Annotated in this window: 24 protein-coding genes and 1 tRNA gene; 11 read left to right on the top strand and 14 right to left on the bottom strand. The window is 67.3% G+C overall.

Going from position 1 to position 22011, the window contains the following annotated elements; translation table 11 throughout:
* The 3 genes from CA951_RS28255 to CA951_RS28245 all read left to right on the top strand — a co-directional run bounded on the left by CA951_RS28255 (window position 1) and on the right by CA951_RS28245 (window position 3163).
* The gene (locus CA951_RS28255) at window positions 1–1440 is read left to right on the top strand and encodes an HAD-IB family hydrolase (RefSeq protein ID WP_087559996.1); all 1440 of its coding nucleotides are present in this window, start codon (window positions 1–3) and stop codon (window positions 1438–1440) included.
* A 107-nt stretch (window positions 1441–1547) separates the two neighbouring features.
* Entirely contained in the window at window positions 1548–1952 is a 405-nt protein-coding gene (locus CA951_RS28250; protein ID WP_087559995.1) for a YciI family protein, read from the top strand.
* Window positions 1949–3163: an RNA polymerase sigma factor gene (locus tag CA951_RS28245; protein ID WP_087559994.1), complete on the top strand. Its 1215-nt coding sequence runs from the start codon at window positions 1949–1951 to the stop codon at window positions 3161–3163. The genes CA951_RS28250 and CA951_RS28245 overlap by 4 nt, the downstream gene beginning before the upstream one ends.
* A gap of 39 nt (window positions 3164–3202) precedes the next feature.
* Here the strand turns inward: CA951_RS28245 and CA951_RS28240 are convergent, their stop codons facing one another.
* Window positions 3203–3508, bottom strand: a complete 306-nt coding sequence (locus CA951_RS28240) for a hypothetical protein (protein WP_087559993.1) — start codon at window positions 3506–3508, stop codon at window positions 3203–3205.
* Between the two features lie 251 nt (window positions 3509–3759).
* Here CA951_RS28240 and CA951_RS28235 point away from each other — a divergent pair, with 251 nt between their 5' ends.
* Window positions 3760–4320: a hypothetical protein gene (locus tag CA951_RS28235; protein WP_256974115.1), complete on the top strand. Its 561-nt coding sequence runs from the start codon at window positions 3760–3762 to the stop codon at window positions 4318–4320.
* 50 nt (window positions 4321–4370) lie between these two features.
* Entirely contained in the window at window positions 4371–6389 is a 2019-nt protein-coding gene (locus CA951_RS28230) for an ABC transporter ATP-binding protein (protein WP_087559991.1), read from the top strand.
* Window positions 6390–6392: 3 nt separating this feature from the next.
* Here CA951_RS28230 and CA951_RS28225 read toward each other — a convergent pair whose 3' ends face one another.
* Window positions 6393–7232, bottom strand: a complete 840-nt coding sequence (locus CA951_RS28225; protein ID WP_087559990.1) for an SDR family oxidoreductase — start codon at window positions 7230–7232, stop codon at window positions 6393–6395.
* Window positions 7233–7372: 140 nt separating this feature from the next.
* Window positions 7373–7516 (bottom strand): hypothetical protein, encoded by a 144-nt coding sequence (locus CA951_RS43545; protein WP_005561362.1) that lies wholly within the window; start codon window positions 7514–7516, stop codon window positions 7373–7375.
* Window positions 7517–8160: 644 nt separating this feature from the next.
* Here CA951_RS43545 and CA951_RS28220 point away from each other — a divergent pair.
* Together CA951_RS28220 and CA951_RS28215 are read left to right on the top strand one after the other, a co-directional pair.
* On the top strand, window positions 8161–8577 hold the full coding sequence (locus CA951_RS28220) for a helix-turn-helix domain-containing protein (RefSeq protein ID WP_087559989.1): 417 nt from the start codon (window positions 8161–8163) through the stop codon (window positions 8575–8577).
* A 133-nt stretch (window positions 8578–8710) separates the two neighbouring features.
* Entirely contained in the window at window positions 8711–10129 is a 1419-nt protein-coding gene (locus CA951_RS28215; RefSeq protein WP_087559988.1) for a glucose-6-phosphate dehydrogenase (NADP(+)), read from the top strand.
* 22 nt (window positions 10130–10151) lie between these two features.
* Here the strand turns inward: CA951_RS28215 and CA951_RS28210 are convergent, their stop codons facing one another.
* From CA951_RS28210 to CA951_RS28170, 8 genes are all read right to left on the bottom strand, one after another.
* Window positions 10152–11165: a hypothetical protein gene (locus CA951_RS28210; protein WP_087559987.1), complete on the bottom strand. Its 1014-nt coding sequence runs from the start codon at window positions 11163–11165 to the stop codon at window positions 10152–10154.
* The gene (locus CA951_RS28205) at window positions 11165–11665 is read right to left on the bottom strand and encodes an ImmA/IrrE family metallo-endopeptidase (RefSeq protein WP_087559986.1); all 501 of its coding nucleotides are present in this window, start codon (window positions 11663–11665) and stop codon (window positions 11165–11167) included. The genes CA951_RS28210 and CA951_RS28205 overlap by 1 nt, the downstream gene beginning before the upstream one ends.
* 2 nt (window positions 11666–11667) lie before the next feature.
* Window positions 11668–12096 carry a hypothetical protein gene (locus CA951_RS44535; protein ID WP_256974114.1) on the bottom strand — a complete coding sequence of 143 codons (429 nt, stop codon included), beginning with the start codon at window positions 12094–12096 and terminating at the stop codon, window positions 11668–11670.
* Window positions 12097–13083: 987 nt separating this feature from the next.
* Window positions 13084–13156 (bottom strand) — tRNA-Ala (locus tag CA951_RS28190).
* A gap of 97 nt (window positions 13157–13253) precedes the next feature.
* Window positions 13254–13994 carry a gephyrin-like molybdotransferase receptor GlpR gene (gene glpR / locus CA951_RS28185; protein ID WP_087559984.1) on the bottom strand — a complete coding sequence of 247 codons (741 nt, stop codon included), beginning with the start codon at window positions 13992–13994 and terminating at the stop codon, window positions 13254–13256.
* A 320-nt stretch (window positions 13995–14314) separates the two neighbouring features.
* A complete protein-coding gene (locus CA951_RS28180; RefSeq protein WP_087559983.1) occupies window positions 14315–14950 on the bottom strand; it encodes a GNAT family N-acetyltransferase in 636 nt (211 codons plus the stop codon).
* A 77-nt stretch (window positions 14951–15027) separates the two neighbouring features.
* Window positions 15028–16287 (bottom strand): gephyrin-like molybdotransferase Glp, encoded by a 1260-nt coding sequence (glp, locus tag CA951_RS28175; protein ID WP_087559982.1) that lies wholly within the window; start codon window positions 16285–16287, stop codon window positions 15028–15030.
* Between the two features lie 19 nt (window positions 16288–16306).
* Window positions 16307–17227 carry a UTP--glucose-1-phosphate uridylyltransferase gene (locus CA951_RS28170; protein WP_087559981.1) on the bottom strand — a complete coding sequence of 307 codons (921 nt, stop codon included), beginning with the start codon at window positions 17225–17227 and terminating at the stop codon, window positions 16307–16309.
* A gap of 105 nt (window positions 17228–17332) precedes the next feature.
* On the opposite strand from CA951_RS28170, the gene CA951_RS28165 reads away from it, so the two are divergent.
* From CA951_RS28165 to mscL, 4 genes are all read left to right on the top strand, one after another.
* Window positions 17333–17941, top strand: a complete 609-nt coding sequence (locus tag CA951_RS28165; RefSeq protein ID WP_087559980.1) for a 5-formyltetrahydrofolate cyclo-ligase — start codon at window positions 17333–17335, stop codon at window positions 17939–17941.
* Between the two features lie 72 nt (window positions 17942–18013).
* Window positions 18014–18322, top strand: a complete 309-nt coding sequence (locus CA951_RS28160) for an FmdB family zinc ribbon protein (RefSeq protein ID WP_015889437.1) — start codon at window positions 18014–18016, stop codon at window positions 18320–18322.
* Window positions 18323–18419: 97 nt separating this feature from the next.
* Window positions 18420–19133 (top strand): SAF domain-containing protein, encoded by a 714-nt coding sequence (locus CA951_RS28155; RefSeq protein WP_087559979.1) that lies wholly within the window; start codon window positions 18420–18422, stop codon window positions 19131–19133.
* A gap of 83 nt (window positions 19134–19216) precedes the next feature.
* On the top strand, window positions 19217–19684 hold the full coding sequence (mscL, locus tag CA951_RS28150) for a large conductance mechanosensitive channel protein MscL (RefSeq protein WP_087559978.1): 468 nt from the start codon (window positions 19217–19219) through the stop codon (window positions 19682–19684).
* Window positions 19685–19752: 68 nt separating this feature from the next.
* On the opposite strand, the gene CA951_RS28145 is transcribed toward mscL, so the two are convergent.
* The 3 genes from CA951_RS28145 to CA951_RS28135 form a co-directional block, all read right to left on the bottom strand.
* Window positions 19753–20436: an MspA family porin gene (locus CA951_RS28145; protein WP_087559977.1), complete on the bottom strand. Its 684-nt coding sequence runs from the start codon at window positions 20434–20436 to the stop codon at window positions 19753–19755.
* 72 nt (window positions 20437–20508) lie between these two features.
* Window positions 20509–21192, bottom strand: coding sequence for an MspA family porin (locus CA951_RS28140; RefSeq protein ID WP_087559976.1), 684 nt, complete (start codon window positions 21190–21192; stop codon window positions 20509–20511).
* A gap of 245 nt (window positions 21193–21437) precedes the next feature.
* On the bottom strand, window positions 21438–22011 hold a 574-nt coding region (locus CA951_RS28135), incomplete at its 5' end, for an MspA family porin (protein ID WP_143543101.1).

Below are 22011 nucleotides of genomic sequence, written 5' to 3'. Positions count from 1 at the left end.
ATGAGCGATCTCCGCAGTCTCCACGACGACATCGCGGCCGCCGTGCCGGGCCCGGCCACCCTCGCGGCGTTCGACCTGGACGGCACGTTGATCAGCGGGTACTCCGCGAGCGTCGTCTACCGGGACCGCCTGCGGCGCTTCGACATCAGCGTGGCCGAGCTTCTCCGCACCACGAACGCCGCGGTGGAGACCCGCTTCCGGGGCGCCGACGTCGGAAACCTGATGCGCATCGGCGTGGAGAGCCTGGCCGGGCGCATGGAGGACGAGATGCAGGAGTGGGGGCAGCGGCTGTTCCGGCAGGAGATCGCGAGGATGATCTTCTCCGAGGTCCGCGGCCTGCTCGCCGCGCACCGGCACGCCGGTCACCGGGTGGTGATGGCCACGTCCGCCACCCCGTATCAGGCGCTGTCGGTGGCCGCCGACCTCGACATCGACGCCGAGGACGTGCTGTGCACCCGGCCCGCGATTCTGGATGGGATGCTCACCGGAAAGCTCGAATCGGCACCACTGTGGGGACCGGCCAAGGCCGAGGCACTGCGCGAGTACGCCGACAAGCACGACGCCGATCTCGGTGACAGCTTCGCGTACTCCAACGGCGCCGAGGATGTTCCGATGCTGAAGTCGGTGGGACATCCCGTGGCACTGAACCCCGACCGCAAGCTCGCGGCCACTGCGCGGCAGAACGGGTGGCCGTCGGTGCATCTGCGCCCTCCCGAGAGCGGCGCCGACCCGATGTCCATCGCCCGCACCACCACCGCGATCGGCGCGCTGATGGGCGCCGCGGCGTTCGGCGTCTCCGCGGGCCTGCTCACCCAGAACCGGCAGACCGGCGCCAACCTGGTCGGCAGCTTCGGACCGGACCTCGCGCTCGCGATCTGCGGCATCAACGTACGCATCAAGGGCAGGGAGAACGCGTGGTCGGCCAGGCCCGCGGTCTTCATGTTCAACCACCAGAGTTCCCTCGACATGCTGGTGATCGGCAGCGTCATCCGGCGCGACGTCACCGGCGTCGCGAAGAAGGAGGCCGCGCGCGACCCCCGGTTCATCCCCGTGGGCGCCCTCCTCGACGTCGCCTACATCGACCGGTCAGACAGCACCAAGGCACGGGCGGCCCTCCGCCCGGCCGTGGACAAACTGCAGTCCGGCATCTCCATCGCGATCGCCCCCGAGGGCACCCGCTCACCGACCCCGCGCCTCGGCAAGTTCAAGAAGGGCGGATTCCACCTGGCCATGCAGGCAGGGGTGCCCATCGTGCCGATCGTCATCCACAACGCCGGCGAACGGATGTGGCGGAACTCGCTCGTCGCGCACCCCGGCACCGTCGACGTCGACGTCCTCGCGCCCGTGCCGACCGACGATTGGGACCTCGCGGATCTCGACCGGCACGTCGACGAGGTGCGCACGCTGTTCGAGGACTGCCTGCACGCCGGGCACCGCTGAAAAATTCTTCGAAGAAAGTTCTCGAAGGATGTCGAGAACGCCGGTTGGGCTCCGTCCTGTACGTGAAAGCGCCAGAATGGGCGCACCACACGACGAGGAGCAAGACGATGCCGAAGTTCATGTTGCTGCAGCACTACCAGGCCGGCGCAGGATGCGACGTGCCCATGACGGAGTGGACGCCGGAGGAGATGCAGACGCACATCCGGTTCCAGCAGGACCTCAACGCGGAGCTGGTCGCGAACGGCGAACTCGTCGACGCGCAGGGGCTCGCCGGGCCGGACGTCGCGAAGCGTGTCACGTTCGACGGCAAGGGTGCTCCGGTGGTGACCGACGGACCGTTTCCCGAATCGAAGGAACTGCTTGCAGGATACCGCCTGATCGACGTCGAATCCGAGGCGCGGGCGCTGGAGATCGCCGCGCGGACGTCGGCGGCCCCGGGTCCGGGTGGGGCGCCGATCCAGCAGCCGATCGACGTCCGGCAGGTGATGGGCGCACCCGACGTCGATCTGTGAAGACCGACTACGCAACCTTGAACCTGCTGCGCGAACTGGCGCCGCAGGTCCTCGGTGCGCTCGTGCGGCGGTCCGGCGATTTCGAGGCTTCCGAGGACGCGGTGCAGGAAGCGTTGCTTGCCGCGGCCCAGCACTGGCCGCGGGAGGGGCTACCGGACAATCCGCGGGGTTGGCTGATCCAGACCGCCACCCGCAAGGTGACCGATCAGATCCGCAGCGAGATCGCCCGCCGCGCGCGGGAGGAGGTGGTTGCCCGGCAGATGCGTGCCACGGACGTGCCGGATCAGGACGACACCCTGCTCCTGCTGTTCCTGTGCTGCCATCCTGCTCTCACGCCGGCCTCGGCCATCGCGTTGACGCTGCGCGCGGTCGGGGGTCTCACCACCGCCGAGATCGCCAATGCGTTCCTGGTTCCGGAAGCGACGATGGCACAACGGATCAGTCGCGGAAAGCAACGCATCACGTCGTCCGGGATACCACTGCGCCGGCCGACGGGTGACGAGTGGACGGAACGCCTGCGGTCCGTGCTGCATGTGCTCTATCTGATCTTCAACGAGGGGTACGCCAGTAGCATCGGCGATCATCTGCACCGCACCGAACTGTCCGCCGAAGCGATCCGGCTCACGCGGGCGGTACACGCGATGCTGCCGGAAGACGGTGAAGTGGGCGGGCTGCTGGCGCTGATGCTGCTGACCGATGCCCGTCGCCCCGCCCGCACGGGTCCGCACGGCGAGCTGATCCCGCTGGCGGAGCAGGATCGCACGCTGTGGGACCGGGAGCTGATCGACGAGGGCCAGCAGGTGGTGATGGATGCCGTCGCCCACGGCTCGGTTGGGGCCTACCAATTGCAGGCCGGAATCGCGGCGGTGCACGACGACGCGGATCGGGTCGAGGACACCGACTGGGCGCAGATCCTCGCGCTGTACGGTCTACTCGAGCGCATGTCGAACAATCCGATGGTGACGCTGAACCGCGCGGTGGCCGCGGCGATGGTGCACGGACCGGCCACGGGACTGACGATGCTGGGGACCCTCGACGAGACCCTGGCCGGGCACTATCGGCTCGACGCCGTCCGCGCCCACCTGTTCGAGATGGCCGGCGACACCGAATCGGCCGTCGCGCACTACCGATCCGCGGCGAACCGCACCACCAGCGTGCCGGAGCAGCAGTACCTCGCGGCGCAAGTGGCCAGGCTCAGCGCTGAACGCTGAACCGGGCTCTGCGGCGACCTCACCTCAGGTCGGCGAAGATCAGGTTCCCGCCTTCACACTGCCGGTGAAGAAGAACGGTGCCGTGGTGCCGAAGCAGAACACGGTCACGTTGGATCCCTTGGCGAAACCACCGACTGGTCCCACACCGGCTTTGAGACCGAAATTCGAATCCAGCCCGAAGCAATTCCAGCTTTCCCCGCTCGGTACGTTGATGACGATCCCGCCACTGGCCGTACCCGTGCTGAGGATGGGGGATGCTGTCGCCGTGCCCGCTCCGGCGCCGACGAGCATCACCGGAGCGATGACGGCCGAAGCGATTGCGGTGCGGAGTGCGTTCTTGTTCATTGTGCTCACCTTCGATTCACAGAGTCCCCGACCTTCAATTTCGGAGAGTCCCGACCTACTACGCATATCGCTCCGACCCCCTCGAAAAGTTTCACAACCCGCGTAGTCGACTACGCGCGACGGGTCGCAGGCCGTGCGGGAGAGTCGACGTACACCGGTGGAGCGTCGACGGGAGCGGGACGATGAGCGAGACCAAGAGCACCGAAACTGGCGATCGAATGACTGTGCGGCGCCACGAGTTTCGACTCAGTATGCTCGTCGCTACGATGGCCGTCGTCGGCACCCTGATCGGTTCCGTGTCCGGAGGGGCGTTCACACTCCTGAACACGTCGAATCAGGTGGAGGCGACGGTGAACCAGTCCTCGAACGAGTTCCTGCGAACGCAGCGGCAGCAGATCTATTCGGAGTTCCTCACCGCGGCCAACGAGGTGTGCACCACCGCGAGTTCCGTGTCGGTGGCATTCGACCACTTCGACGGCCCCGTCCTCTCGGGCGTGATGCTCGAAATCCTCGGGCCGTTACCGCGGCAGAATATCGTGCTCGGCTCGAAGTTCGCGGCGGTGGAGTTGATCGGATCCGAGGCGGTAGTGGAATCGGCACGGCGAATGGTGGTCGAGTATCTGGCCGGCGCCGAGACGATCGGCTGGCTGAGCAACGACTTCGCGGCAGATGATGTCGTGTCAGCGGACGCCCTGTCCACCCGCCAGCAACAGTTCGCCGACCACTTCCAGTCCGGGAAGGGCGCCCAGGAGGACTTCCTCGCCGCAGTGCGAGGCGAACTCGGCATCCCCGGGCACGGTGACCGGCCGTAACCGGACCGAATCGACTCGCCAGGGCTCCGCTCGGTGGGCACGATGGGGAGATGTCCGCGACCGGTCCCGTATCCACACAGCAGGCGCCCGAGCCTTCGCTACTCCCCCGCATCTGGGCGCTCCTCCGCCCCTACCGCGGATGGCTGGCGCTCGTCGCGGCCGCGATCGTCGTCTCCGCGCTCCTCGGCATCGTGAATCCCTTCCTCACGAAGGCCGTATTCGACCGCGCACTGTTCCCCACCGACGGCAGCGGCGTGCATCTGACGCTGCTGCTGTGGCTGGTGGTGGCCATGATCGTGGTGACGCTGGCGGGTTCGGTGATCGGCGTCGGCCAGAGTTACCTCACCACCAAGGTCGGCAACCTGTCGATGGCGGATCTCCGGGAACGCCTGTTCGCCCATCTCGAAAAGATGGAACTGGCGTTCTTCACCTCCACCAAGACGGGTTCCATCCAGTCGCGACTGGCCAACGACGTCGGAGGGGTGCGGTCCGTCCTCACGTCCACGGCGTCGAGCATCCTCTCGAACGTCGTCACCGTCACGGCGTCCCTCATCGCAATGCTGCTGCTGTCGTGGCAGCTGACGCTGCTCGCGGTCGCGTTGCTCCCCGGTTTCGTCTACCTGCAGCGGCGGGTCGGCGCCCGGCGGCGGGTCCTGGCGCGCAAGACGCAGGAGTCGTTGTCGGACATGACCGCGATCACCGAGGAAGCGCTGAGCGTGTCGGGTGTGCTGCTGACGAAGGTGTTCAACCAGGCCGACACCGAACTCGACCGGTATCGGACCGAGAACGCCCGGCAGACGGAACTTCAGGTGCGCCAAGCCATGACGGGGCAGGGTTTCTTCGCCGTCGTGAGCTCGTTCATGGCGATCACTCCCGCCCTCGTCTACCTGCTGGCGGGGTATCTCGTCAGCGGCGGGTCCGCGGCGCTCTCGGCGGGAACACTCGTCGCGTTCTCGACGCTGCAGGCCAGGTTGCTGCAACCGCTGGTCTCGCTGATGCGGGTCACGCTCGACGTCCAGACGTCGATGGCGTTGTTCCGCCGCATCTTCGAGTACCTCGACCTGCAACCCGCGATCGTGAACCGGCCGGACGCCGTCGAGTTGCCCGCGGACTCCCCCGGGCGGGTGGAACTGGACGACGTGTACTTCGCGTATCCCGCGCCCGTCCGCCTGGCCACCGCGGATCCCGACCCGGTGGCTCTGCGCAGCCTGGGCCGCGGAGGTGGGGGCGGCGGCGTGCGCGGCATCGCGACCGTCGCGTCTCGGTTCCCGGCCGCGGCGGCGCCCGAAACCGCACCGGCGGAACGTCGCAGCAGACGCTGGGCGGTCGCGGGCACGTCGCTGGAGATCGAACCCGGTCAGCTCGCCGCGTTCGTCGGACCGTCCGGGGCAGGCAAGACCACGCTCTGCTACCTCGTGCCGCGCCTGTACGAGGTGGACAGGGGCGCCGTCCTCGTCGACGGCCACGACGTGCGCGATCTGACGATGAGTTCACTCGCCGACGCGGTCGGAATGGTCACCCAGGACCCGTACTTGTTCCACGCGTCGATCGCCGACAACCTTCGGTACGCCAAACCGGACGCGACGGATACCGAATTGGAGGCGGCCGCCGCAGCCGCCAACATCCACGACCGCATCCTCGGATTCGACGACGGCTACGACACCCTGGTCGGAGAACGAGGATTCCGCCTGTCCGGCGGCGAGAAGCAACGCCTGGCCATCGCCCGGGTGCTGCTGAAGAATCCTCGCGTACTGATTCTCGACGAGGCGACGTCCGCGCTCGACACGGTCTCCGAGCGACTCGTCCAACGCGCCCTCGGCGAGGTGATGCGCGGACGCACCACCCTCGCGATCGCTCACCGGCTGTCCACGATTCAGCACGCCGACGTGATCTTCGTGATCGACGAGGGAACGTTGATCGAACGCGGCACGCACACCGAACTCCTTGCGCGGCAAGGGTTGTACGCGCGCCTCCACGCCGAGCAGTTCGGCGCCGGGCAGGTCGAGTGCCGGTGCACCGACGGCGTCCGATTCACCGACGGCACCGTGCTCCGCGCCGGCGAGGCGTAGCCGCTACAGGAACTTGCTGAACTGGTCATTCGCCCGCTGCATCACGAAGTCGTACGGCGGCGAGAACTTGCGGGCCCACCAGTAGCCGAACCGGATGTCCGGCGACGTGTACACCAGGTAGCGGTCCTTCTTGATGCCGGCGATGATGCAGGAAGCAACTTTTTCGGGCGTGACGGCCCGCTTCTCGAAACGGTGGATCGCCTTTCGGATGCGTGGATCGTCGCGGTCGACACCCGCGATCTCGACGGTGCCCACCAGCGGCGTCTTGACCGCGCCGGGAACCACGAGGCTCACGCCGATGCCGTGCCGTTTGAGATCGAACCGCAGGACCTCGGAGACTCCGCGGAGCCCGAATTTGCTTGCGCTGTACGCCGCATGCCACGGAAGTGCCAGGAGGCCGGCGGCGGAAGAGACGTTGACCAGATGTCCGCCGCGCCCCGCCCGCACCATCGGGGGCACGAAACTCTCGATGATGTGGATCGGACCCATCAGATTGACGTCCACCATGGACTTCCAGTGACGGTGTTCGAGATTCTCGACCGTCCCCCACGCGGAGATGCCGGCGACATTCATCACGACGTCGAGGCTGCCGAACTGTTCGTGGACGTCGGCGGCGAATGCGGCAACCGCGTCGTAGTCGGACACATCGAGCGCGCGCGAGAAACTGACGGTGCCCCCACCGCTGCCGACCTGCTCGACCGTCTGCGCCAGGCCGACTTCGTTGATGTCGGTGAGGAACAGTTCGGCGCCTTCCGCCGCGGCAGCCAGGGCGGTTGCCTGCCCGATTCCGCTACCTGCACCCGTGATCAGGCACTTCTTGCCGTCCAGCGTCTTGATCGCCATAGCCGTGTGCGCCCCCGTCGTCACCGATCCGTGTCGGCTGGAAGTCTACGCACGCAATCTGATTGCGCGCACGCAACCGCGGCGACGCATTTGCCCGGAAGAGACGCGAACCGGCCCTCGGCGGGCCGGTTCGTGACGGTTCACAACCGCTGGGTCATTTCTTCCTGATAAGTACGAATCGTCCTCTCGATCCCATTGGCATCGTCGTCGTTTCCTCGGTGCCGGGCGTCGTCGGCGCGCTCGCGCAGAACTCGAATCGCCTTCCGAAGCTCGGCGTCACTCATTCTGTGTTCCATATCACAATCATCCCTGACGGCTTCAGTTTTGACCAGACTCGGAGGTCTGCGGCGGCCGCTAGAACCCCACCTGGGCTGGACTATCGTCCAGCTTGACGAGGCGGGACCGCCGGTCATTCGCGGCAGCCGAGAGCCGGATCGACGGCGCGCGGCCCGCCGCCCGTGCAGACGGCACCGGTTCACAGTAGTGTTCACCGAGCCCCGCGGGTCGCGAGCGACCTCTGGCCGTTGCGATGCGCAACGCAACACTGCGGTCCTGAACAGGGGCGATGGGCACTCCCGCCTCGCGACGCACGCCCCTGCGATGGTGCCAGCAAACTCTCAGTGATTGAAACGGCAACCATGCGGCCACGCCCTCGACCGCGGACGCTGACGCGAGCACATCTCAGCCCGGGCCGAGTCCGCCCTTGAACTTTCAACGGTAGAACGGGCGTGACGAGCACAGAGAGTCCCCAAAAAGCCGACGAACCCCGCGCGAGCGGCGCGCGGTGATTGAAACATATATGAGATAAGCCCCGCTCGAGCGAACGGCGTTTTGCCTCTATGTCCGTGAGTTATCAATCGGTTATCATCGTGGTACGGTGTCGTTCACACGACTGACGCGCGCACGAGAGAGGACCCGGCGGCTCACAATGGCAGATTTTGCTGCGCGGTTGAACAAGCTTTTCGACACGGTCCACCCTCCGGGACGTAAACCGCATACCAACGCCGAGGTCGCGGCGGCGCTGATCGAGGACGGGCATCAGATCTCGAAGCCCTACATCTCCCAGCTCCGATCAGGCCAACGCACCAATCCCTCGGACGAGACGGTCGCGGCATTCGCCCGCTTCTTCAAGGTGAAGCCCGACTACTTCTTCAACGACATCTACGCCGCGAAGATCGACCACGATCTCGAGCTTCTCTCGCAACTCCAGGGATACGGACTCCGCAAGCTCTCGAGCCGCGCGTTCGACCTCTCCGAAGAGTCGCAGAATCTGCTCACCACGATGGCCGAAAAACTCCGCGCCAGCGAGGGGTTGCCGGAGGTCCCGCCGGACGCGTCCCGCTGACGACGAGAGCCGTTGGGCGGCAACGAGTTCGCGGAGAATCGCTTCGGAGATCTACGTAGGACTCACTGGCGCGGGCCCGACGACACCGCCGGATTGCCCTGCCCGGCGTGGCTCCGTGGCGCATGATGGAGCAATGGTTGACAGACCGCAGCTCGGTCCCACGATCTTCGTCCTCTTCGGTGCCACCGGAGACCTGTCCAAACGCATGGTCCTCCCAGCGTTCTTCCAGCTCGCCCTGTCGGGGCTCCTGAACTCCGAGTGGATGCTGATCGGCACCGGGCGCGGCAACGTCTCCGACGATCAGTTCCGCGACCACGTGCACGACGTCGTGAACCAGTTCGGAGTGCCGCACGACGACGCCGACTGGGAACCGTTCGCCCGGCGGCTGAGATTCGCCGGCGGCGGTTTCACCCCCGACAATCCGGGAACACTCCCCGCGGCCGTGCAGCAGGCGCGGCAGGACCTCGGTGCGGCCGACGCGCAGTTGGTGCACTACCTGGCGCTGCCGCCGAGCACGTTCGCCGAGACCACCCGTGCGCTCGGCGCTCACGATCTGGCCCGCGGCGCACGCGTCGTGTACGAGAAGCCGTTCGGTACTTCCCAGGAGGCGTTCACCGAACTCGACGAAGCCGTGCACCACGTCCTCGACGAGAAGCAGATCTATCGGATCGACCACTTCCTCGGCAAGGAGAGCACCCAGAACCTGCACATCCTGCGCTTCGCCAACGGGATGGTCGAGGGTGTCTGGAACCGGGAACACGTCGAGCAGATTCAGATCGACGTGCCCGAGACACTCGACATCGACGACCGCGCCCGGTTCTACGACGCCACCGGCGCCGTCCTGGACATGCTGGTGACGCATCTGTTCCAGGTCGCCGCCGAGATCGCGATGGAACCGCCGGAGACGTTGGGCGCCGACGATCTCCAATCCGCACGGGAATCCGTGATCGGGGCGTTCCGGCCCCTGGACACGGCCGACGTGGTGCTCGGCCAGTACGAGGGGTACCGCGACGTCGACGGTGTCGCGGACGATTCCACGACGGAGACGTTCGTCGCCGCCCGGTTGTGGGTCGACACGGACCGCTGGCGCGGAGTGCCGTTCCTCCTCCGCACCGGAAAGATGCTGGGCGTCAGCAAGCAACGGGTGAGCCTGGTCTTCCGCAGTCCGCAGGGCCCGCTCACCGACATTCCGCCGGACGGCGCCGTCCTGACGTTCGATCTGAAGGGCGACGGCGAGATCGACATCTCCATGGTCGTCAAGGAGCCCGGACCCGAGGACAGCCTGTCGGTGGGCCACCTGGGGCTGCCCCTCGACACGGTGCCGCTCGGCCACGCCCTCGCACCCTATTCGCGACTCATCCTCGACGTCCTGCACGGCGACCGGTCGCTGTTCACGCGCCCCGACGGCCTGGCCCACGTCTGGACCGTCGCCGACGCGCTCCTGCGTGACCCTCCCCCGGCCAAGCCGTACCCCGCGGGATCCATGGGACCGCCCGAGGCCGAGGACCTCGCCGCGCCGTGCGGGTGGCTGGTCACCGGTTCGCCGGACTGACCGGCCTCACGGGCCGCTCCGGCTAGTCCGCAGCCGAATCCGCGGTGTCCGCCTGCGCGAGAGCCGAGGACGACGACCCGAACTCGGTATACGCGTCCGCGAGTTCGAGGACCCATCGGCGCGGCGACATGCCTTGGGGCGGTGCGATCCATTCGGTGTCGAGAACGTCCGAGGTGACCGGGTCGTGGATCCAGCGCGCGAGAATCTCGGCGCGCGCGGCCGTCGATTCCGGAAGTTGCTGTTCGTTCGTGTCGAGCATGCCCGCACCCGCCTGCAGGTACAGCGCGTCCATCACATGGGCGACGGCGTCCGAGGCGCGCAGAACGGTGGTGCTGCCCTTGCCGTCGCCCTCGACCACTTCGGGGAACCGGGTGACGAGCACCGAATGCAGAGTGTCCATGCGGCGCAGGTCCTGCCGTGCGCGCAGCCAGGTTTCGACGAGCACCCACACGGTGCCGACCGACACGATCACGGCCGCGACGGTGTACGCAGGCGAGGAGCCGACGATCCACGTCTGCCCCGACAGCTCACGCACCAGTCCCACGACGGCTGCCGCGAGGGCCGTCGCGGATCCGACGACGATCAGCGAGATTCCCCGGCCGAGCGGGGTCCACGCGACGTGCCGGCCGCCGGTGACGACCACCGCGGTCAGCGCGATCACGATGAACACGAGCGCGGGGACTGGAATTCCACCGGCAAGCCCGATTCCGAGCACGAGGGCGATGGTGTAGACGATCACGGCCACCGCACGCAGCGCCGGACGTGGGAGTATCGGCCACACGGAGACCGCGCCGACCGCGCTCGCGGCGGCGAACAGCGTCCATGCCAGTTCGAGGACGATCTCCGACAGGCCGGCCGTCGGGGCCAGGGTGTCGAGGCGGCCGGCGACGTCCGGAACGGCGAGGGTCGACGCGATTGCCGCGCTGGACACGGCCACCACCATCGCCACCCGCAGTGGCGTCGGCCGACGCGCGGCGACCCGGCCGATCCGGGCACCCGCCGCCGTCCATACGACCAGCGCAATCAGCCAGCCCATCAGCCGATCGCCTCGTCGTATCGGAGCACGGACACGGGAGTACCGCGCCCCTGCATCGTCTTCAAACGGATGAGCAGCATCGACGCGAACGTCTCGGCCTCCCACTCGGCCACCTCGTCGGACGGCTGTTCGTCTCCCCGCCGCCGCGACCGCTGGCTGAGCATGTAGGCGATCAGATCGTCGCCGGCTTCGAGAGTCGCGGCCACGATCTCTGCGCCTTCGTGCCGAAACACGATGTGACCCAACTCGTGCGCAAGCGTGCGGTCGAGGTCCGGCAGGCCCGGCGCCAGCACGATGACGTCCCGGTCCGGGTACGCACGCCGCTGGCCGCAGACCCCGGGTGCCATCGGCTTCGTGAAGTCGAGTTCGATGGAACGCTGCCGTTCACGGGCCACCGCGTCCACCACGTGCCGGAGCGTCACTGCCTCGGCTCTGGCCGCCGCGTCACACACCGCGTCCACGGCCGCCGCCACCCGACGATGAGATCTGTTCGCCCCCACGACTACACCCCTCCATTCGAAGCGGGCGGGAAGAATTCCGCCCGAGCGGCCGCGATGCGCGCCTGCTGTGCGCGACCACCCCTGAAGGTCAGCGCTCCCGCTCCGCCGGCGCAGCACAGCAGCACGCCGACCCCACCGAGAACGGTGATCGCGGGCAACGGCTCACTGTGGACCACGGGAACCATTCCCGGCGGTGCGGCAGCGGGATCGCCCTGGGCAGGCGCCTGCGCGCCGGGCGATCGAGCGTCGCTGCCGGCGGTCTCCCCCGCTGGCCGGTCCTGGGGCGCCGAATCCGTGGAACCGCTCGCACCTGCCACGGCGGCGCCGGGACCGGACCCTCCTGCCGGCGCTCCCCCGGACGCCGGGGGCGCGGCCGGGCTCTCCGCGCCCGGGGCGGCAGCAGCGTCGGAACCTACGTCTCCGGAACCCACGTCACCGGAGTCGTCGCCTCCGGACGTGTCCGGGCGCACAACCTTCGGTTCGCCCGGGGGCGGCAACTCGATCGGGTTGGGCGGAGCGACGACGACACGGGACGTCGAAGGAGTCGACGTCCCGGTAGGTTCAGCGGACTCGGTTGGTCCCGTGGTCCCGGACGGCTCCTGGGTCCCAGATGGCTCGGCCGTCTCGCTGGGCTCGGCCGTCTCGCTGGGTTCCTGTGTCCCGCTGGGCTCTCCGCCACCGCATCTGCTCCGGCTGTCGCACGGTGGGTCTGGATCTCGAGGTTTGCCACCGCCGGGAGACCCGGTGGAACCGTCTTCGCAGCGGCCGCCGTCGCATTCGTGGTACTGGGGGCCGGCGACGGCGTCGGACGGGAACGCCGAAACAGTGATCCAGGCGAGCCCAGACAGGAAGGCCAGAGCCAGCCCGGCCACGGTCAGCCTTCGAAAGACGCGACGCGCGCTCACAATGCACCCCCCTCGTATTCACGACACGACACCACGTTCACGGCGACATCGCCGCTGTCATGGTAACGAGCGAATCGAGCGGAGGTGCTGGTGGTGCCGGTGTCGGGGAACCGGCACCACCAGCGATGCCCGAGCCAGGTGGGACTCGAGCAGCTTCGGTGAACCCCTACGGGCTCGGCGTTGCCGCCTGGAGGTGCTGATCGGTCGGGGTCGTCGCGGCGTCGGTTGGCCGACGGGAGTTCACAGAGCGTTCACCAGCAACATCGTCGCGGTGATGGTCGCAACCACCGTCGCCGGCTCGAGAAACTGCGAGATCTTGCGCATTGCCTGCATGTATTTCCACCCCGTGCGATCGACCCCTTGATGACCTACGGACAGTACACAGCATTCAGTTACCTTTTGGCAAATTTGAAGCGGAATGCCAGGTACCTCGAACCCCCGACGACGGCACTCACCTGGGCCGGAACGCAGAAGAGGCACTCTCTCCGGATGGAGTGAGTGCCTCTTCTGCGGTGGAGCTGAGGGGAATCGAACCCCTGACCTCTTCGATGCGAACGAAGCGCGCTACCAACTGCGCCACAGCCCCGCGCGGATCCTGCGATCCGCTCGGCAAACTCTAGCAGGCAACCCGCGGAGGGAGCGAATCGCCTGCACCGACGTGGCTTTCGGCCCGGATCCGAGGGCTACTCACCGGCGGCCCGGCGCATCGTCGCCTGCTGCATCGGCTCGTCGTCGAAGTGGTCGAGGTGATCGAATTCGGGGTCCTCGTCGTCCACCTCGAGGACGACGGCGCCCGGACGCCGCAGCCGTGCGGGGATGAGCCGGAGTTCGTCGTCGCTCCGGGATTCGACACCCAGCCGCGAGCGATTGAGACGCGCGGTCCGCCGCCGACGGATCTCCTGCTCGATCTGGACCTGCCGGCGCAGGTACGCCATGTAGGCGACGAGACCGGCCGCGCCGGCCGCGAACGCCCACCACATCAGCGGAGAGATGATCAGGCCGAGCGCCGCCGACATGATCGTCGCGAACACCAGCCCGAGAAGCGATCGCTGCCGAAACCCGTAGCGGGCCTCGCGCGCGATCGCGTCGGCCTCGGGATCGAAGCCGCCACGTCCCCGGCGCACCGGCACGTACTCGCCGACCGGGGCCCGCTCACCGTCGAAATAGTCTTCCTCTGCGTGAGTGTCCACAAGGTCCTCCGCGTCGTAGCCGTAGTGGTCCGGTTCCGGTTGCCAGTACGGGTCGCTGCGGTGCCCTGCCGCGGGTCCACGCTGCACGGGACGTTCGTCGCCGCGGTGCAGCACGCGCGTCGCGAGTGCTGCGTCACTGGTTTGCCGAATTCGGGGGCGGTTGTTCACCAGCATCGGGACCAGGACGAAGAGCCACACGACGACGAGCCCGATCCAGAGAAACGAGTTCGGCATTCGGCGACCTCCTCCCAATCGTCTACCAGCATGGATACCGCTGTTGACCCATCCAGGCTAACCGCATGAACACGCACATCTTCGCAGACGCGCCGATCTCACCATACTCAGGTGTCACATGCGTAACGCGAAAATGTGGTGCTCGACATGCCTCGCACAGGCGAAGGAAACGATCGGGCAAAGACTCACCGAAAGCGGAGTCCCGGTCGGCGAGCTTTGATACCGTGAAATAACTGCCGCGTAGCTGGACGTTTGTCCATGTCCGATTCGGCGGGCAAATCCGGGTGGATTCACCGGTCACGCCCAGACGGCGCCGGCGGTCACGCCCAGGTGGCTTTGCCACTCCGCACGAGCGAATCCGCGACGGTGCCGGGCACGTCCTCGACGGTCATTCCGACCAGAATGTGGTCGCGCCACTGCCCGTCGACGTCCAGATAGCGCTTCAGCAGACCTTCCTCGCGGAAGCCGACGTTGCGGAGTACCGCCTGGCTCGCCAGGTTCTCCGGACGCACGGTGGCCTCCACGCGGTGCAGACCCACGGGGCCGAAGGCATGATCGAGTCCCAGTGCGAGCGCAGCCGTGGCCACACCGAGTCCGTTGACGTCGCTGGCCACCCAGTAGCCGATCCACGCGGAGCGCAGCGCACCCCGCACCACGTTGCCGATCGTGATCTGGCCGCAGAAATTGCCATCGAGTTCGATGGCCATCGGCAGCATCCGGCCCTTGCGGGCCTCCGAACGCAGACTGCTGCACAGTCCCGGCCAGCCCGAAATGTGATGGCGGGCTTCCCAGGGCGCCTCCCCCGTCGGCTCCCACGGTTCGAGGTGCGCGCGGTCACGGGTGCGCAGACGACTCCACGCGGAGGCGTCACGCAACCTGATGGCGCGCACTGTGACGACGCCACCCTTCACCCGCAGGGGTCCGAGATGCGGAGGCCAACCGGGATGCTGTGTCATCTCGTCTCACGCCGATGCTGTGTCATCTCGTCTCACGCCGATGCTGTGTCATCTCGTTCCACACTGCCGCAGTGTCATCAGCCACGCTGCGCCAGGAAGGCCACGTCCACCTGGTCACCCGTCCGCACCTCGGTGATCTCGGGTTCGATGATGACGAGGCAATTGGCCTCGGCCAGCGTGGCGAGCAGGTGCGAGGACGCGCCCGGCGCCCCGCCGAGAGCTTGGACGAGGTATTCCCCCGTGGCCTCGTCGCGCATGAGCTGACCACGGAGAAAACCCTTGCGGTTCTCGATCGACGTGATGGGCGCGACGGTGCGGGCGGTGACGACGCGGCGCATCGGCTGCCTGCGACCCAGTGCGATGCGAATCAGCGGGCGCACCATCACCTCGAATACCACCAGGGCGCTCACCGGATTGGACGGGAGCAGGAACGTCGGAACCTCGTCCCGGCCGAGCTGGCCGAAACCCTGGACCGATCCCGGGTGCATGGCGACCCGGTCGACCTCGAGGTTGCCGAGATCGGCGAGCGCGTCCCGGACGTCCTCGGAGGCTCCGCCGCCGACCGCACCCGCGATGACGACGATCTCGGACCGGATCAGCTGACCCTCCACCACCTCACGCAGACGGCGCGCGTCGGCGTTCGCGATACCGACCCGGTTGACGTCGGCGCCGGCGTCGCGGGCGGCGGCGGCCAGCGCGTAGGAGTTGACGTCGTAGACCTGACCCGGTCCCGGGGTGCGGTCGACGTCGACGAGTTCGCCACCTACCGAGATGACGGACAGCCGGGGCCGGGGATGTACGAGCACCTTGTCGCGTCCCACCGCCGCCAGCAACCCGACCTGGGCGGCGCCGATGATGGTGCCTGCCCGGACGGCGACGTCGCCGGGCTGCACGTCGTCGCCTGCGCGGCGCACGTAGTCGCCGGAGCGGACCGGTTTGTAGATCTTGACGCGGGCCCGGCCGCCGTCGGTGCGGTCGAGCGGGAGGACGGCGTCGGCGAGCGTCGGAAGCGGAGCCCCCGTGTCGACCTTGACGGCCTGACGGGGCTGCAGCCGGATCGGCTGCCGCGAACCGGCCGTGACCTCGCCGACCACGGGAAGGGACAGTTCCACGGGCGCACCCTCGTCGTCCCGGATGTCGGTTCCGGCAGCCTGGACGTCGACGCTACGGACGGCGTAACCGTCGATGGCGGCCTGGTCGAACCCGGGAAGCGGCCGCTCGGTGACCACTTCTTCGGCACACAGCAGCCCCTGGGCTTCGGAGATCGCCACACGGACCGGCCGCGGCGCCACCGCGGCCGCGGTCACGATCGTCTGTTGCTCCTCGACCGACCGCAAGTTCTTGCCTCCCGAGCTTCTAGGATTCCGTCCGCTTCAATCGGTCGATCAGCCATTCGCGCAACGACGGGCCGTACTCTTCCATGTCCAACGCAAAGTCAACCGCAGCGCGGAGGTAGCCGCCGGGATTTCCGAGATCGTGTCTCGTGCCCCGGTGCACGACGACGTGAACGGGGTGGCCTTCCTTGATGAGGAGTGCGATGGCGTCGGTGAGCTGGAGTTCGCCGCCGGCGCCGGGTTCGATCCGCCGGAGCGCATCGAAGATCGCGCGGTCGAGGAGGTAGCGACCGGCGGCGGCGAACGTGGACGGCGCGTCCTCGATGGCCGGCTTCTCGACCATCCCGGTGACCTTGAGGACGTCCGGGTTCGTGGCGTCGGGGACCGTTTCGACCTCGAAGACGCCGTACGCGCTCACCTGGTCCTTGGGGACGTCGATGGCGCAGAGCACGGTGCCGCCCCGCTTGCGGCGGACCCGGGACATCGTCTCGAGCACGCCGCGCGGCATCACCAGGTCGTCCGGGAGGAGCACGGCGATGGCGTCCTCGTCGTCGTCGAGGACCGACTCCGCGCAGCCGACCGCGTGGCCGAGGCCGAGGGGCTGGTCCTGGACGACGGACTCCACCTCGAGCAGGCCGGGAGCCTTGCGCACCTTTTCGAGCAGGTGGTACTTGCCGCTGGCCTCGAGCTTGCTCTCGAGGACGAGGTCCTCGACGAAGTGGGCGACCACTCCGTCCTTACCGGGCGACGTGACGATCACGAGCCGGCCTGCACCCGAGTCGGCGGCTTCTCCGGCAACGAGTTCGATACCCGGGGTATCCACGACCGGGAGCAGCTCTTTCGGCACGGTCTTGGTCGCGGGGAGGAATCGCGTCCCCATTCCCGCTGCGGGCACGACAGCCGTGCGAAAGGCGCTGGCGGTGTGCGGGGCGGCGTCTGTCATGCCCACACCTTAACTGTGCGGACCTACCAGTCAGTCACCAAGATCCTGTCAGCCACCTCCCGGAACCCGCCGGAGACGCTGCCGGGCCGGCTCTAAGGTTGGGACATGCACGCACGAACGAAGGACGAGTGGCGGCAACTGGTGCTCACCGGGCGGCGTGCGCTGACCCCCGAACTCCGCACCGCCGAGGACCAGGCGATTGTCGCGCTCGTCACACAGCAAATCGCCGGCGGATCGACCGTCTGCGCCTACGTCCCCACCGCGCTCGAGCCCGGGTCGCTGGACTTTCTGGACGCCCTACGGCAAGTCGCCGGACGCGTCCTCGTGCCCGTCACCCGCGGTCCCGGCCCGCTCTACTGGTCCGAGTTCACGGGCGCGGACTGTCTCGCCCCCGCGAGTTACGGCCTGCGCGAACCCACCGGACCGGTGCAGGAACCCGGCGAGATCCGTTCGGCCGACACCATTTTCGTTCCCGCCCTGGCCGTCGATCGACGCGGCGTGCGACTCGGCCGCGGCGCGGGCTTCTACGACCGCACCCTCGGGCTCGCCGCCCCCGACGCGCGGCTGATCACGATGGTCCGCGACGAGGAACTGGTGCCCGAACTGCCGGAGGATCCTCATGACGTGCGTATGGGATGGGCCCTCACGCCCGACTCGGGACTCGTCGCGCTCGGCGAACAACGGGGGCATCCTGGGCCCGGAATAGTTCCCTGATTAGCGTTGTTGGCACTGTCGACTGTAGAGTGCTAAAACCTGCGGTTTGACTACACAGTGCGGAGGAACCCAGTGCCCACTTATTCATATGCGTGCACGGAATGCGACAACCGTTTCGACATCGTCCAGTCGTTCAGCGATAACTCCCTGACCGTCTGCCCCGCATGCTCGGGCAAGCTGCGCAAGCTGTTCAACTCCGTCGGCATCGTCTTCAAGGGCAGCGGTTTCTACCGCACCGACAGCCGCGGCACGTCCGGAGCGGCCAGCGAGCCGGCCAAGACCGACTCTGCTCCCGCTGCCAAGTCGGAAAGTTCGTCGACGGCCTCGTCCAGCTCCACGAGCACCGCGACCGCCGCACCGGCCAAGGCTGCTGCCAGCTAGTTCTCGCGCTTTCGCGAGTTATCCACAACTTCTCGTCCATCCACAGGCGGGCCCGTTCGGCGTACCTACGGGCCTGCCGGTCTCCTAGCGTCGAACCATGTCGTTCGACCCCGCCCAGACCGGTCACCACCGGTCGAACCGCGCACACCGAAGCCTGAGCCCGTCATGGGCCGACCGGCTGTCGGATCTCACCCATCCCGGCTGGGCCCGCACTCTCGCCGCCCGGCGCGTCCTGGCCGCCGCCCTCGTCTGCCTCGCGCTGGCCCTCCTCGCCCGCGCGGACCCCGGCTCCGCCCGCTCCGCGGTCGTGGTGGCCGCGCGTGATCTGCAACCCGGCGTCGTCCTCACGGACGCCGACGTGGAACTGGTCGAATTCGAGGCCGGGAGCCTCCCCGACGGGGCCGTCACCGCCGTGTCGGACGTCGACGGACGCACCCTCGCCGGGCCGACCCGCGCCGGTGAAGCCCTCACCGACGTCCGGGTGCTGGGCCCACGCCTCGCCGCTGCCGCAGCCGGCATGGACGACGCACGGATCGTCCCCGTCCGGCTCGCCGACCCGGCCGTCACGGAACTCCTGCGTGAGGGCGATCGCGTCGACGTGCTGACGGTCGATCCCGGCACACCAGCGAATCCGGACCGGCGGTCCGGAGCCACCGTCCTGGCCTCCCGCGCCGTCGTCGTGCTGGTGACTCCGTCCGAGAACGGACGTGACCAGCGCGAACGGGTGGTGATGCTGGCGCTTCCGGCCTCCGACGCCACGACGGTGGCCGCAGCGTCCCTCACGAGCGCGATCACCGTGACGTTTCAGTGACCCGTCACGCGGAGCCGGGCTGATCTAGGCTTTTCCGGGAGACAGTGCTGGATGACTTGCCACCCACTCGAGGAGACGTCGACATGCTCAAGGGATTCAAGGACTTCCTGCTCCGGGGGAACGTCCTCGACCTCGCCGTCGCGGTCGTAGTCGGAGCCGCGTTCACCGCCATCGTCACATCGTTCACCAACAACGTGATCAATCCGCTGATCGCCGTTGCGGGCGGCGCCAACGACCTGGGTTGGGGTTATCAGATAATCGCCGACAACCCGGCCACCTTCATCAACATCGGCGCCGTCATCACGGCCGTGATCAACTTCGTGATCATCGCCGCGGTCGTGTACTTCATTCTCATCGTCCCGGCCAACGCCGCGAAGAAGCGGTTCATCACCGAACCCGCAGACAAGAAGGCCAGCGAGGCCGACCTGCTGATCCAGATTCGCGACATCCTCGAAGCGAGCCTCCAAACCGACGGGGCGGCAGCAAGTTCCGACGGAGCGCACGCCATGCCGGCGGAGAAGGCCGCGAAGCTCGAGCAGACTCGCGAATAGCGTTTCGACGACTCCGGGCCCGTGCAGCAGCTGCTTGCACGGGCCCGGAGTCATGAGTGGAACGAATATCAGCCGAGGCTGAAGGGCTGTCCCCACAGGGTGACGGTGCTGCTCACGTTGTCCGTCTCCACCGACACGTTCACGTACGACCGCGCCTGCGCGTAGCCGGCGCAGCCGCTCACGCCGAGGGTCGAGTCGGCCCAGGAGACCGAACCGTCGGTACCCTCGAAGCTGTTGTATGCCGAGTGCGACTCTCCGCCGTAGGCGTCCGCCGCCTCGAGGTCGATGATGTCGACGCTGACCGCCTCACCGGGGCCGAGGGTTACAGCACCACTGCCGGCGGGCGTAACGGGAATGGATGTGGCAGCCCCGGTCACGAGGTCCGCGAGGTTCCCCGATTCGACGCCCGCGCCGGCTTCTGCGCCGAAGTCGACCTGGCAGGCGAGGACGTAGCCGGGCTGGATGTCCGCACCGGTCGCTCCGGCGCCGTCCAGGTGGACGGAAGCCTTGCCGTTGACCCAGACGTTGCGGTGCAACGGCGTCGAACCCATCGACGGCGAAATGTTCGCACTCTCGTCCGTCAGGTTCACCGTCACCACGGTGCCGTCCGCCAACGTCTGCGTGATCGAACCACCGGGCAGCGGAACGAACGTATCGGCGTTCGCCGCACCGACGGAGAAGAAGCCCATGGTCGCGGCAGCAGCGGCACCGACCGCGGCCAGACGCACACCGTTCTTACGGTTGATGATCATTGTTCCCTCTCAGGGATAGAAACCTCGCACACGCGAGAAAGTGGNTGGGAAGAACTGCGAAANAGACCGAAATCAGCCGATGCTGAACGGCGCACCGTACAGAACGGTCTTCGAGTAGTCGTTACCCACGATCTCCACGACCGAGTACGACCGAGCCTGCGCGAATCCACCGCACTTCTGAACCTGCAGCTCCGCATCCTGGTACTGCAGCGCGTACACGCCGTCCTTCTTGATGTCCTTCGCCGCGATCGGCACGTACTTGACCTCACCCGAGTTCAACGGAACCGACAGCCCGAGGCTCGGCGTCAACGAAGACAGATCCGCAGAGAACGACGGGCTCGCCGACAGACCGGTGATGTCCACCTGGCAACCCACGATGTACCCGGTCGACACCCGCGAAACACCATGCGTCGTCGTCGCATTCGTACCGTTGTACGTGCCCGCGTTGTTCGTCGTGCTGTTCGCCTCCGGAACGTCGGTGACCTCCTTGATGCCCTTGACATCAGCAGTCACAGTTCCCGACACCCACGCCGTACGACCGGCGCCATTGGCAGCCAACGACGGCGACGACAGAGCGCTCTCCGCAGTACGCGTCAACGTCGCATTCGGACCGGCCTTCGAACCATCAGGCAGCGGGATGAAAGTATCCGCGCTCGCCGCACCAGTAGACATCAAACCGAGTGCAACAGCCGCAGCAGCACCCAGGCCTGCAATACGGGCGCCACGGCGCAGGCCGGACTTGCGGTTCTCGCTCATTCGTTCCCCTCATCAGGCGTAGCTGCTCCGACCTTCGGAGAAAGCCCAACCACCTAGTGACGGTCCAAAGTTAGAGCATTCGAGTCCGAAACGTAATATCCAGAAGGGTGCATTTACGTAAGCGTTACCGTACATAAAGGCGCGTTATTTGCGTGTAATAGCGCATTTTGAACACCGAAAATCGGGGCACGAGTATTCCCGCGCCCCGATTCCGGGTATTTCCTACTTATTTATGGAGAAAGCAATCAGCCGATGCTGAAGGGCTGCCCCCACAGGGTGACGTTGCTGCTCACGTTGTCGGTGCTGACAGCAACCTTGACGTAGCTGCGCGCCTGGGCGTAGCCGGCGCAGCCGCTCACGCCGAGGGTCGAGTCGGCCCAGGTGACCGAACCGGTCTTGCCCGTGAACTTGTTGCCGCCGGTGTGCGACTCGCCGCCGTAGGCATCCTTCTTCTCGAGGTCGAGAACGGTGACGTTCTTGGCCTGGCCCGGGCCCAGGGTGATGGCACCGTTGCTCTTGCCTGCCAACGGGCCGGACACAAGGTTGCCGCTCTCGTCGTCGATGGTCATCTTGCTGCTGGCGCCGGCGTCGCCCTTGGCGCCGAAGTCGACCTGGCAGGCGAGGATGTAACCGGGGGTGATGGTGGCGCCCTTGGCTCCGGCACCGTCCAGCGTGACTGCGGCCTTGCCGTTGACCCAGACGTTGCGGTGCAACGGCGTCGAACCCATCGACGGCGAAATGTTCGCACTCTCGTCCGTCAGGTTCACCGTCACCACGGTGCCGTCCGCCAACGTCTGCGTGATCGAACCACCGGGCAGC

Source organism: Rhodococcus sp. NCIMB 12038 (genome assembly GCF_002165735.1).
GTDB lineage: Bacteria > Actinomycetota > Actinomycetes > Mycobacteriales > Mycobacteriaceae > Rhodococcus_F.
Note: the sequence above shows the minus strand (reverse complement) of the source record. Positions and strands in the feature narration are given on the sequence as shown.